At 71.0% G+C, this 12,631-nt stretch carries 10 protein-coding genes; 8 read left to right on the top strand and 2 right to left on the bottom strand.

Annotated features, from left to right (window positions below; all coding sequences use genetic code 11):
- The first annotated feature begins 9 nt into the window (after nucleotides 1–9).
- The 5 genes from KDK95_RS02145 (at nucleotide 10) to KDK95_RS02125 (ending at nucleotide 6,275) form a co-directional block, all read left to right on the top strand.
- Nucleotides 10–2,169 carry an MMPL family transporter gene (locus KDK95_RS02145; protein WP_212516252.1) on the top strand — a complete coding sequence of 720 codons (2,160 nt, stop codon included), beginning with the start codon at nucleotides 10–12 and terminating at the stop codon, nucleotides 2,167–2,169.
- On the top strand, nucleotides 2,170–2,847 hold the full coding sequence (locus tag KDK95_RS02140; protein WP_212516251.1) for a response regulator transcription factor: 678 nt from the start codon (nucleotides 2,170–2,172) through the stop codon (nucleotides 2,845–2,847).
- Entirely contained in the window at nucleotides 2,844–4,289 is a 1,446-nt protein-coding gene (locus tag KDK95_RS02135; protein WP_212516250.1) for a sensor histidine kinase, read from the top strand. Before KDK95_RS02140 ends, KDK95_RS02135 begins: the two co-directional genes overlap by 4 nt.
- A gap of 319 nt (nucleotides 4,290–4,608) precedes the next feature.
- Complete coding sequence (locus tag KDK95_RS02130) at nucleotides 4,609–5,541, top strand: alpha/beta hydrolase family protein (protein WP_212516249.1); 933 nt, start codon at nucleotides 4,609–4,611, stop codon at nucleotides 5,539–5,541.
- A 143-nt stretch (nucleotides 5,542–5,684) separates the two neighbouring features.
- Nucleotides 5,685–6,275 carry a TetR/AcrR family transcriptional regulator gene (locus tag KDK95_RS02125; RefSeq protein ID WP_212516248.1) on the top strand — a complete coding sequence of 197 codons (591 nt, stop codon included), beginning with the start codon at nucleotides 5,685–5,687 and terminating at the stop codon, nucleotides 6,273–6,275.
- Between the two features lie 140 nt (nucleotides 6,276–6,415).
- Here KDK95_RS02125 and KDK95_RS02120 read toward each other — a convergent pair whose 3' ends face one another.
- Nucleotides 6,416–6,982, bottom strand: a complete 567-nt coding sequence (locus KDK95_RS02120; RefSeq protein WP_212516247.1) for a TetR family transcriptional regulator — start codon at nucleotides 6,980–6,982, stop codon at nucleotides 6,416–6,418.
- Nucleotides 6,983–7,282: 300 nt separating this feature from the next.
- Here KDK95_RS02120 and KDK95_RS02115 point away from each other — a divergent pair, with 300 nt between their 5' ends.
- Both KDK95_RS02115 and KDK95_RS02110 read left to right on the top strand, forming a co-directional pair.
- Nucleotides 7,283–8,248, top strand: coding sequence for an SDR family oxidoreductase (locus KDK95_RS02115; protein WP_212516246.1), 966 nt, complete (start codon nucleotides 7,283–7,285; stop codon nucleotides 8,246–8,248).
- Nucleotides 8,249–8,263: 15 nt separating this feature from the next.
- Complete coding sequence (locus KDK95_RS02110; RefSeq protein ID WP_212516245.1) at nucleotides 8,264–10,030, top strand: CocE/NonD family hydrolase; 1,767 nt, start codon at nucleotides 8,264–8,266, stop codon at nucleotides 10,028–10,030.
- Nucleotides 10,031–10,113: 83 nt separating this feature from the next.
- On the opposite strand, the gene KDK95_RS02105 is transcribed toward KDK95_RS02110, so the two are convergent.
- Nucleotides 10,114–10,785, bottom strand: coding sequence for a fasciclin domain-containing protein (locus KDK95_RS02105; RefSeq protein WP_212516244.1), 672 nt, complete (start codon nucleotides 10,783–10,785; stop codon nucleotides 10,114–10,116).
- A 468-nt stretch (nucleotides 10,786–11,253) separates the two neighbouring features.
- Here KDK95_RS02105 and KDK95_RS02100 point away from each other — a divergent pair, with 468 nt between their 5' ends.
- Nucleotides 11,254–12,600: an SAM-dependent methyltransferase gene (locus KDK95_RS02100; protein ID WP_212516243.1), complete on the top strand. Its 1,347-nt coding sequence runs from the start codon at nucleotides 11,254–11,256 to the stop codon at nucleotides 12,598–12,600.
- Nucleotides 12,601–12,631 lie beyond the last annotated feature (31 nt).

Below are 12,631 nucleotides of genomic sequence, written 5' to 3'. Positions count from 1 at the left end.
GAGGAGAAGGTGGAAAAACTCAGTGCCTGGGTGATCAGGCACCGGCTGATGGTGCTGGCCGCCTGGCTGGTGATCACCGTGGTCGGCATCGTCGTAGCGCCGACTGTGTCGAGTCGGCTGGTCAGCGGGACTCATCTCAGCAGCGCGGCCTATACCGCCGACGTCCAGATCGCCGCCGGCTACGGCGGCGCGACCTCGGATCCCGGGGTCCTCGCACTCGGTCTGCCGTCCGGCGAGACCGTGTCCAGCCCGGCCGCCGCGACCCAGCTGCGCGCGGTGGACGCGGCGATCGAGAAGGCCGATCCGCAAGTGCGGCTCGTGTCCTACGCCTCGACCGGCGCGCAGGCGCTGGTGGGGCGGGGAAGCACCAGCACCGTCGTGCTCGCCTATCCACCGCACGACGGCGACGACATGACGACGGATCAGATCGACGCGCTCACGCACGCGGCCAAGGCCGCCGCGCCCTCGTTGAGCGTGTCCGGCACCAGTCTCCGCGCGCTGGAGGCCGGGAACACCGCCAGCGGCAACTCGACGGTGACGGGCGAGCTGATCTTCGGTGCCCTCGGCGCGCTGATCGTGCTCGCCTGGGTGTTCGGCTCGCTGCTGGCGGCGTTGCCGATCATCATGGCGCTCATCTCAGTGCTCACGATGCAGCTGCTCATCTATGGCTTGACCTACGCGATGCCGTCCTCCTCGCCGCTCAACCCGGCGGTCCAGTACATCGTGGCGTTGCTCGGCCTCGGCCTGTCCATCGACTACTCGCTGCTGGTGGTCACCCGCTGGCGCGAGGAACGCGCAGCGGGACACGAGAACGCGGACGCGGTCCGCCTCGCCGTCAAGCGCGCCGGGCATTCGGTGTGGTTCAGCGGGCTCGTCGCCTCACTCGGCCTGTTCGCGCTGATCGTGGTGCCGAACTCCCTGGTGCGCGGCATCGGCGTCTCGGGCCTGTTCATCCCGTCGACGGCGACGCTGGTCGCGCTCACCCTGCTGCCGGCGCTGCTGTCCAAGATCGGCCCGCGCGTCGACTGGCCGCGCCGCCGCTCGGCCGGGGCCGCGAGCCGCTTCTGGACCGGCTGGGCCAAGCTGGTCATCCGCCGCCGGATCCTCGCGGCGGTGCTGGGCCTGGGCATCCTCGGCGTGCTGGCCGGCGTCGCCGCCACCATCGACATCGGGCTGCCGGCCACAGCCAACCTGGCCACAAGCGGCAGCTACACCGACGGGCTGCACACGCTCGAGGCCGACGGGTTCCCCGCGGGCACGTTGACCACCGTGCCCGTCTATGTCCCGCATGCCGCGGACGCGGGTGCGGTCGCATCCTCGCTCTCCTCGCTGGCGAGCCTGCACGGCGCCGTCGCCCCGACCGGATCGGCGTGGCAGCATCAGGGATCGGCGATGGTCTTCGCGATCCCGCGATTCGAGGTCGGCACCTCCCAGGGCGGCAGCTCCTTGGCGGACATTCGGCACGCGGTACCCTCCGGCGTGCTCGTCGGAGGCGAGGGCGCGGTCAACATCGATCTGACCAATTCCACGTACGGGGCGTTCCCGATCCTGTTCGCGGTCGTCGCGGTCGTGACGTTCCTGCTGCTGGCGCGCGGCCTGAAGTCGATCCTGCTGCCGGCTAAGGCCGTGCTGCTCAACGTCCTCTCGGTCGCGGCCTCCTACGGCCTGCTCGTGCTCGTCTTCCAGCACGGCTTCGGGATGCAGACGCTGTGGGGTGCGCGCAGCTACGGCGCGATCGACACGCTTGCGCCGGTGCTGATCTTCGGGTTCCTGTTCGGGGTGTCGATGGACTACGAGGTCTTCATCCTCTCCCGGGTCCGCGAGGGCTATGAGCGCACGCGCTCGACGACGGCGGGGATCATCGAGGGCGTCTCGCGCACCGGGCGGCTGGTCACCAGCGCCGCGCTGATCCTGTTCCTCGCGCTCGCATCGCTCTCGACGGCCAACGACGTCACGGTGCGGCAGATCGCGGCCGGACTGGCCGCCGGGGTCCTGCTCGACGCCGTCGTCGTGCGGATGCTGCTGCTGCCGGCCTTGGTCTCGCTCTTCGGCCGGCTCAACTGGTGGATGCCCGGATGGGCGGCCCGGCTGCTGCGGATCGGTCCCGACACGCCGTCCGCCGCCGCGGACCCCGAGCGCGAGCCGCTGCCGATCGGGGATGCTGGGTAGATGCGGGTGCTGGTGGTCGAGGACGAGCAGGACATGGCGGAGTCGCTGGCCTGGGGCCTGGAGGCCGAGGGCTACGTCGTGGACGTGGCGGCCGACGGCGTCGAGGGTCTGTGGAAGGCGCAGGAGACCTCTCCCGACGTGATCATCCTGGACGTGATGCTGCCCGGAATGGACGGCTACCAGGTCTGCCGGCGGCTGCGCGAGCAGGGCCGATGGGTCCCCATCCTGATGCTCACCGCCATGGACGAGGACCTCGACCACGCCGAGGGGCTCGATTCCGGCGCCGACGACTACCTGGCCAAGCCCTTCGCCTACCCCGTGCTCCTCGCCCACCTGCGGGCCCTGACCCGGCGCGGGCTCGGCGCCAGGCCGACGGTGCTGGAAGCCGCCGGCCTGGCGCTGGACACCGCAGGCCGGACCGTCACCCGGGACGGACGGGAACTCGAGCTCAGCCTGCGGGAGATCGCCGTGCTCGAGCACCTGCTGCGGCACAAGGGACGCGTCGTGTCCAAGCTGGAGCTGCTCGAGCACTGCTGGGACGTCGGCTTCGAGGGCAACCCGTCCGCCGTCGAGGTCCAAGTCCACCGGCTGCGGCGAAAGGTCGAGGCCGGCGGAGGGCCTCCGGTGATCGAGACGGTGCGCGGCCAGGGATACGTGATCCGCGAGGAGGAGCAGTGACCGTACGCACCCGGGTGACCGCGGTGGCGGGCGTGGCGCTCACGGCCGCCGTCGCACTCGGCCTCGTGATCATGTACCTGGTCCAGGTCGGTTCGGCGCACCGGACCGCCGACGACGAGCTGCGCACCTATGCCGCGCAGATCGAGCAGTCCGGCCAGTCGGGAGCGTGGCCGAGCCCGCTCCCGGCTTCGCCGCTGGACGCCAGGGCCCAGGCCCAGGTGCTCGAAGGAGACGGCGTGCACGTTCTGGCCGCGACCCGCGCCCTGTCGGGCCTTCCCGCGCTCTACGCGCAGCCGGCCGGCGCCGCAGCGCCGGTCAGGCAGGCCGGCACCGGCGCGAATCTCGACGGCGAGGTGCGCGTGGCCGGAACCCGCGCCGTCGTCGACGGGCACCCGGTGACCATCATCACGCTGACGACCTCGGACGCGCTCAACCAGATCAACGAGACGTTCGGCCGGCTGCTGCTGGTGGGGGTCCCGGTGATCCTGCTGCTCGCCTGCGCCACCGTCTGGCTCGTGGTGGGCCGCGCGCTGCGCCCGGTGGAGAGGATCCGCCGCACGGTCACCGAGATCGGCGCGGCCGATCTCTCGCAGCGCGTGCCGGAGCCCGCCGCCCGCGACGAGATCGGCGAGCTCGCCCGCACGATGAACGGCATGCTCGCCCGCCTGGAGGACTCGGCGACACGGCAGCGCCGCTTCGTCGCGGACGCGTCGCACGAGCTGCGCACCCCGCTGGCGGCGATCCGCACCGCCCTCGAAGTCGGCCTCGCCCATCCGGACCGCGCTCCGTGGGTCCAGATCGCGCAGCGTGCCGCGCGCCAGTCCGAGCGGCTCGAAAGCCTGGTGCAGCAGTTGCTGCTGCTGGCCCGCAGCGACGATCGGCTTCTGGTGCAGACACCCAGCCGCGTCGCGATCGAGCCGCTGCTCCGGGAACTGCGAGTCTCGACCCCCGCCTCCGGCATTCGCATCGAGTTCCGCGAAGCCGCGCCCCAGGCGTCCGATGCCGCGTCCGAGGCGTCCGATGCGGCGACCGAGGCGTCCGATGCGGCGTCCGAGGCGCCTGACGGGGCGACCACGGCGGGGTCGGATGTCTACGTGCTCGGCGATCCGGAGCAGCTGGAGCGGATGGTGCGCAACATCCTCGACAACGCGGTCCGCCACGCTCGCGAGCGCGTAAAGCTCAGCATCGACACCTCCGTGCCCGGCACCGTCCGGATCGAGATCGCCGACGACGGCCCCGGCATCCCGGCCGAGGAGCGCGAACGCGTCTTCGGCCGCTTCGTCCGACTGGACGCGAGCCGCGAGCGCGGAAGCGGCACCACCGGTCTCGGCCTGGCGATCGCACAGGAGATCGCCGCCGCGCACCGCGGGTCCATCGCCATCCACGAGGCACCCGGCGGCGGCGCTCTCGTCCGGATCGACCTCCCACGCGCCGCCGACTGAGCCGCGCCGACTGAGCTACGCCAATTGAGCCGCCGCCTGAGCCGCGCCGATTGAGCCACCGACTGAGCCGCGCCGACTGAGCGCGGGCCGAGCCGCCGGTTGAGCCGCGCCGACTAAGCCGCCGACTTAACCGCGCCGCCGACTGAGCCGCGCCGTTTGAGCCGCCGCCTGAGCCGCGCCGACGTGACTGAGTGGCCGTGGCCCCTTGTGAAACGGATCGCCGTTCCGTATGGTTGTGAACGGAACGACGATCCGTTTTGCTCGCGCCGGGATCGTTCGCCTCTCGCCCGGCCCTGCCCAGCTAAGGAAAGCCATCACGATGAGTGCTTTTGCATCCGCAGACCCCGAACTCCCCGCGAGCGCTCCGATCATCTCGGTGCGGCCCGTCTCCCTCACCGTTCCCGGCCGTGGCCAGGACCTCGAGGTGCGCGTCACCGCGCCGACGAGCGGCGGCGGCCTGCCGGTCGTCGTCTTCTCCCACGGCATGACGCTGACCATGGATGACTACGCGCCGCTGGCCGAGTTCTGGGCCGCGCACGGCTTCGTCGTGGTGCAGCCCACCCACCTCGACTCCCTCGGACTCGCCCCGGACGACCCCCGCACCCCGCGCATCTGGCGCATCCGGACGGACGATCTCATCGGCGTCCTGGACCACCTGGACACGATCGAGGCCGAGGTGCCCGGCCTTGCCGGGCGCGTCGACCGCGACCGCATCGCGGTCGCCGGACACTCCTGGGGCGCGCAGACGGCGAGCACGCTGGCGGGTGCACGCGTCGTGGGCGCCGACGGCAGTGTGGGCGAGAGCATGACCGACCCGCGCGTCACCGCCGCGGTGCTTTTCTGCCTGCCTGGCACCGGCGGTGACGACCTGTCTCCGCTGGCCGCCCAGTACTTCCCCTTCATGAGCCCCGATTTCGCCGACCTGAAGACCCCGAGCCTCATCGTCGGCGGCGACCGTGACCAGTCCCCGCTGACGGTCCGCGGCCCCGACTGGTTCACCGACGGCTACCGCCTCAGCCCGGGCGCCACCGACCTGCTCACCCTCTTCGGCGCCGAGCACGGCCTCGGCGGCATCCACGGTTCCTTCGACACCCGCACCACCGACGAGAGCCCCGAGCGCGTCGCCCTGGTGCGGCAGATGGCCTTGGCCTACCTGCGCACCGCGCTCGGTCTGGACGCCCAGGCATGGCCCACGGCACGGGACGCACTCGCAGCGGCCACGGACCCGCTCGGCAGGATCGACTCGAAGTGACCGGGACCCCGCCCGGGTGACCGGCAGGCGGCGTGCCGCGGGATGTCTGGCATCGCGGGATGTCTGGCATCATTGCAATACGGAGTGCTGTTCCGAGTCACGGGACGGAGCGTCCTCCGGTCTGCAGGGGAGAGGTGCTTGTGATGGCCACGGCCGGCACGCCGGCGGAACCGGCGGGCCACAAGCGGTCCGACGTGCGCCGAAACGAGCAGACGCTGCTCGACGCCGCGGCAGCCGTGTTCGTGCGTTCGGGAGTCGATGCACCCGTGCGGGAGATCGCCGCCGAAGCGGGCCTCGGGGTCGCCACCATCTACCGCCACTTCCCCACTCGGGCGGACTTGGTGGTGGCGGTCTTCAGGCACCAGGTCGACGCCCTCGCCGCCGCGGCCCCCATGGAGGCGCCGGCCGACGACAAACCGTACGAGGCGCTGCGCCGGTGGGTTCACCACTTCGCCGATTTCCTGGTCACCAAGCACGGTCTCGCCGAGGCGATGCACTCGGACCAGGCCGGATTCGAGAGCCTGCACAACGAGTTCGTCGAACGTCTGCTGCCCGTGCTCGACCGGTTGTTGAAAGCGTCCGCCGCCGCCGGTGCGATATGCGCCGATGTGAGGGCCTATGACCTCATGCTCGCCGTCGGCAACCTGTGCATCGGCGTCGATACCTTTCCCGACTACCGGTCCCGCCGCATGGTGGACCTGCTGCTCACCGGACTCGCCACGACCGCCGGTTGAGGGGCGGGATCACGGGCCGACGCCGCGGCAATCGCGGCGGCCCGATGAGGTCTGATGTCATAAGCCTGTCATGACGATGACGCTGAATGTCATCGCGTGCTGTTTGGAGCGCTCGGTTCGGACCGCACGGCGCTGACCGCTCAGAAGTCGGAGCCGGCGATGCTCTTGAGCTCGTCGAGCGTCTCGTTCACCAGTTGGGGCAGTTCGCGGTCCGGGTGGTCTCCCCAGTACTCGAACGCCACCTGGAACGCGGCGAGGAGCGCCGTCGCGGTCACCCGCGCCGCGCGCTGCTCGAGACCGCGGTCGGTCAGCGCCTCGGCGACCGTCTCGGCCATCTCGGCGTACCCGAGCAGTTCGCGTTCCCGCAGCTCCGGAGTGGACCGGATCAGGGCTCGCCGATCCTTGGCCTCCTCGCGGCGCAGCTGCAGGGCGGCGGCGGCTATGTTGAGGCCCGAGGCGCCCGCCCTGGCCGCGGACCAGGCGGGAGGCGCGGCGGCGATGGTCTTGGCGACGCGCTCGCTGAGCTCCCGCCGACCCGCGAAGAGCACGTCGCGCTTGTCGGCGAAGTGGCGGAAGAACGTGCGCGTGGTCAACCCGGCGCGATGGGTGATCTGGGCCACGGTGGTCTGGTCGAAGCCCTGCTCAAGGTAAAGCTCGATGGCCGCCCGCTCGAGGCGGCCGCGGGTGTCCGGCTCCCATCGTCCCATCGGTGAATCCTCACGTTCGCCGGTGCCCATCGTCGCCACGTGCGCCTGTTCGCGGAGTCGCGGCATAGACATTGTATGTCATGGCGGTCGTCATCGGCCAGGCTCCGCCGAGCGCGAGCCGCCGCCAAAGGGTTCTTGAACTGTGAAGAGAGGCGAAGCGCCAGCTCACGAGCTGGATGACATTCAGTGTCATCACGGGTATCGTGATGACATCAGGTGTCGTCACGGCTGCTCGGCAGCCGCCGACGGCTTCGTCGCCCGGGAGGCGCCGCCTACCGGGCAATCGAGGAGGAGTTCCCCATGCGTGTCTTCGTGACTGGCGCGAGCGGATACATCGGTACGGCCCTGGTGGGGGAGTTGCAGGAGCACGGGCACGATGTGCTCGGCATGGCCCGCACGGAGGACGGCGCCGCGCGGCTCGCCGCGACCGGAGCCGAGGTGCTTCGGGGTGACCTGGCGAATCCGGGCAGCCTGCAGCGCGGAGCTGCGCAGGCGGATGGCGTGATCCACCTGGCGTATCTCCACGGGATGGGGCACATGTCGCTCGGCACCCGGCTCGGGGTCCTGCTGGGAGGCAGTCCGCGCGGCATCACGACGCGGTTCGCCGCGGCGGGCGCGGGCGCGGATCGGAGGGCGATCGACGTATTCGGGTCCGTGCTCAAGTCCTCGGGCGGTCCGCTCGTCGTGGCGTTCCCGACGATGACACTCGCCACCGGGCATCCGGTGACCGAGCTGGAGGCGCCGGATCCCACATCGCCGGGCGCGGCGCGGATCGGCTCTGAGGTGGCGACCCTGGCGCTCGCCTCGCAGGGCGTGCGCGCCTCGGTGGTGCGCATTCCGCCGACGGTGCACGGGGACGGCGACAAGGCGATGATTCCCCGGCTCATCGCGGCCGCCAGGAAGAAGGGCGTCGCAGCCTACGTCGGTCAGGGTGCGAACCGGTGGCCGGCGGCGCACAAGCAGGACGTCGCGCGCCTGTTCCGGCTGGCGCTCGAGGACGGCTCGGCCGGTTCGCGCTACCACGCCGTCGCGGAGGAGGGGGTCTCCATGCGTTCGATCGCGCAGCTGATCTCCAAGCGACTGGACGTGCCGGCGAAGTCGCTGACGAACGAGGAGGCGGCAGGCCACTTCGGTTGGCTCGCCGCCTTCGTGGCCCGGGACAACCACGTTTCGAGCGAGCTGACCAGGAAGGAGCTCGGCTGGAGCCCGGCCGGACCCGACCTGCTGACGGATCTCGATCGGCCGGCGTACTTCGCCGCGAAGTGAAACGGAACCTCCACGATGATCAAGCACACGAGGCCGGACGGGCCGTTCCGCATCGACGTCGTCGGCGACATGACCGTCGAGTGGGACGTGCCGATCGCGGTCGACGACGGGAACGTGCTGCGAGCCGACGTCTTCCGCCCGACCGCACCGGGCAACTACCCCGTCATCCTCACGTACGGCCCGTACGGCAAGGGAAAGCCGTTTCAGGTCTACCAGGCCGAGTCGTATCGGACCATGGTCGCGATGCATCCGGACATCACCGAGGGCACGAGTGAGGCCTTCCAGGTGTTCGAACTCGTCGACCCGGACAAGTGGGTTCCGGACGGCTACGCCCTGGTACGCGTCGACTCCCGCGGCTCCGGCCGTTCGCCGGGCTTCCTGGACCCGCTTTCCGAGCGCGAGATCCGTGACATGTACGAGTGCATCGAGTGGGCCGGTACGCAGCCGTGGAGCAACGGGAAGGTCGGCCTGAACGGCATCTCCTACTTCGCGATGAACGCCTGGCAGGTCGCCACGCTCCAGCCGCCGCACCTGGCCGCGCTGGTCGCGTGGGAGGGCGCGGCGGACTGGTACCGCGACGTCATCTACCACGGCGGCATCTACACGACCTTCGAGCGCTTCTGGTACGGCGCGATCGCAGGCGGCGCGCAGCACGGTCTCGGCGAGCGGGGCGGGCGCAACCCGATCACCGGGCAGTTGGTCTGCGGCGATGAGACGCTCACCGCCGAGCAACTCGCCGCGAACCGAGTCGATCTCGTGGCCGTGGACCGAAGCCATCCGCTGATCGACGACTACCACCGCGCGCGCACGCGCGATCTGTCTCGCATCACCGCGGCGGTGCTCTCCGCGGGCAACTGGGGCGGGCTCGGCCTGCATCTGCGCGGCAACACGCGCGGGTTCGAGCTCGCCGGCTCCGCGGAGAAGTGGCTCGCGATGCACGACGAGACGCACTTCTCGCTCTTCTACGCGCAGTACGGACTGGACCTGCAGAAGCGATTCCTCGGCCACTTCCTCAAGGGCGAGGACACCGGCTGGGACAAGCAGCCTCGCGTGCACCTGAGGACCCGTCACCCGGACGGCCGAGTCGGCGAGCATGCCTCGAGCGACTGGCCGCTTCCCGAGACGCGGTGGACGAAGCTCTACCTCGATGCCGCGGACGGCTCCATGAGCCCGGCACCGAGCACCGGGCGCGCATCGACGTCCTACACGGGAAAGCAGGGCCGGGCCTGGTTCGCCTACCTCCTGCCGGAAGACCTGGACGTGGCCGGACCGGTCGCGGCGCGCTTGTACATCGAATCCTCGACGCCTGACGCGGACCTGTTCCTCGTTCTGCGCGCTTTCCGCCCCGACGGCTCGGAGATCACCTTCCTCGGGGCCAACGATCCGCACGTGCCGATCAGCCAGGGCTGGCTGCGCGCCTCCCACCGCGCACTCGATCCCGAGCAGTCCCGGCCGTTCCTGCCCGTCCACCCCCATGACCGCGCCGAGCCGCTGGAGCCGGGCACGATCTACGCGGTGGACGTCGAGATCCTGCCGACCAGCCTGAACCTGCCCGCAGGCTACACACTCGCCCTCGACGTGCAGGCGCACGACTACGTCCATCCACCCGCGGTCGAGGCGGCCGCGGCCCACCCCGACCTCCGGGTCGCCTTCACCGGCTCCGGGCCGTTCCTGCACAACGACCCGTCGACCCGGCCGGACGACGTCTACGCCGGCACCCTCACCCTGCATACGGGGCCGGACCACCGGTCCCACCTGATCATCCCGGTCATCCCCGACTGAGCCGGCGGCGGACGCCGTCGCCCGCCGCCGGCCAGTCCGGCGATTTCGGTGGCCCCTTGCCTCAGGGCCGAAGGCGTGGCGGGTCAGCCGGCCGGCATCAGGACGCTGTCGATGATGTACACGGTCGCGTTGGCGGTCTGCACGTTGCCGCAGATCACGTTGGCCGTGTTCGAGGACGAGCCGCCGGTCACGGTGAAGGACTCGCCGCTGCCGGCCACGGTGATGCTGCCGCCCTCGAGCGTCTTGTGGGTGCCGGCCAGCTCGGCCGGGGTCAGCTGCCCGGCCACGACGTGGTAGGTCAGGATCTTGGTGAGCTCGGCCTTGTTCGCCAGCACCGAGGCGAGCGTGGCGGACGGGATCTTCTGGAACGCCGCGTTCGCCGGGGCGAAGACCGTGATGCCCTGCGCGCTGTTGAGCGTGTCGACCAGGCCGGCCTGCTTGACCGCGCTCACCAACGTGGACAGGACCGGGTTGTTCGAGGCGGCGGTGGCCACCGGGGCCTGGGCCATGCCGGAGAAGCTGCCCGCGCCCGAGCTCGGCACCGCGGAGCACGCGGAGCCGAAGTCGGTGCCGGCTGCTCCGCCGGCGGAGGCCGCCGAGGACGTCATGGGCGCGCTGGAGGTCATCGGGGCGCTGGAGCTGGACGAGGCGGTTGTGCTCGAACCGCTCGAGCTGCACGCGGCCAGGCCCGCGCTGAGCGCGATCGCGGCTACGGCGGCGGGGACCAGACGGCGGGACGTGCGAGTGGCGATCATGGGTGGGTCACTCCTCAGCGAAGGGAATCCGAACTCTTACGGGAGGCCATTCGGGCCGCTCGCCGAGACGGATTGAGTGGGGAATCCCACATCGTCAGGGGGCAATCCGAAGCACTCCTCGGTCGCGAAGTGGTCCCCGGGTGCCGGCTGGGCGGCGGGCGGCGTCGCCCGCGCCACGGATCTTCCGGCGACGGCAGCCGTGCGCGCACCCATCCGGCGGCCTCCGTGTTCCGAACGGTGACGGATGATCGCGGCACCGAGTGATCGCGGCACCACCGTTCGCGCCGCCTGGGTAATGCAGGAATGCACCCATCCGGCGGCCTCCGTGTTCCGAGCGGTGACGAGTGATCGCGGCACCGCCGTCCGCGACGCCTGGGGAATGCACCCATCCGGCGGCCTCTGTGTTCCGAACGGTGACGAATGATCGCGGCACCACCGTCCGCGACGCTAGGGAGAAGGTCCTGAGTCATGGCAATCCACGTTGATACCCGGGCGGCGGCGGCCGCTTCCCGCGATGTCGGGCGCTGGCCGGATGTGTTCACCGAGCCGCGGGCGCGGCTGCGCGGGGCGGTGGCGGCGAGGGTGGTGCGGTCCGCGGTGCGCGACCTGCCGGTGCGCCTGCGGCTGCTCGACGGGACCGTGCTCGGCGCGGGCTCGGCCGGCGATCCGGAGATGACGGTGCACCGGCCGCAGGCCCTCTACCGCAGGATCGGGGCGAGCGGGCTGATCGGTTTCGGCGAGTCCTACCAGGCGGGCGAGTGGGACTCGGACGACCTGGCCCGGTTGCTGGCGGTGTTCGCAGCGCACATCGAAACCCTGGTACCCGCGCCCCTGCAGAGTCTGCGCCGCCTGCACGTGGTGCGCCGCCCGCGCACCGAGAACCAGACCTCGAACGACGCCCGGGACAACATCTCCCGGCACTACGACCTGTCGAACGAGATGTTCGCGCTGTTCCTGGACCCCACGATGACCTACTCCTCCGCGCTGTTCGACCGCGACTCGGCGCAGAGCCCGCAGCAGCGGGCCGCCGCGCCGCGCCACGAACTCGCGCTGCAGGAAATGCACGACGGCGCGCCTGGCGTCGAGCAACTCCGCGTGGCCCAGCAGCGCAAGATCGACCGGCTGCTCGACCTGACCGGCGTCGGCCCCGGCACGGACGTGCTGGAGATCGGCAGCGGCTGGGGCGAACTGGCCGTCCGTGCCGCCACCCGCGGCGCCCGGGTGCACACGATCACGCTGTCCGAGCGGCAGCTCGCGTTCACGCGAGAACGCGCGCAGGCGGAGGGCGTGGCCGATCGGGTGCAGGCGCGGTTGTGCGACTACCGGGACACCGAGGGCAGGTTCGACGCCGTCCTGAGCGTGGAGATGATCGAGGCGGTCGGCCGCGAGCACTGGCCCACCTACTTCGGTGCGCTGGCCGGGTTCCTCAACCCCGGCGGGCGGATCGGCCTGCAGGCGATCACCATGCCGCACGCCCGGATGAACGCCACCGCCCGGACGCAGACCTGGATCACCAAGTACATCTTCCCCGGCGGCCTGATCCCCTCGATGACCGCGATCAAGGACAACGCCGCTCGCGTCGGCCTGCGGGTGGCCGACGACCTGTCCTTCGGCCGGCACTACGCGCACACGCTCGCGCTGTGGAGCCGGCGGTTCGAGGCCAACGCGGGTGGGCTCGGCGCCCTGGGCTTCGACGAGACCTTCCGCCGCACCTGGCGGCTCTACCTCGCCTACTCCGAAGCCGGCTTCGCCTCCGGCTACCTCGACGTCCACCAACTCGTGCTGTGCCCCTCGGCCTCGGCCGACCAGGACTGACGCGGGCTGCGGGTCCGTGCATAGCGCCAGG

Source organism: Actinospica acidithermotolerans, from assembly GCF_018139625.1.
Taxonomy (GTDB): Bacteria; Actinomycetota; Actinomycetes; order Streptomycetales; family Catenulisporaceae; genus Actinospica; species Actinospica acidithermotolerans.
This window is presented reverse-complemented; position numbering and strand designations above follow the sequence as displayed.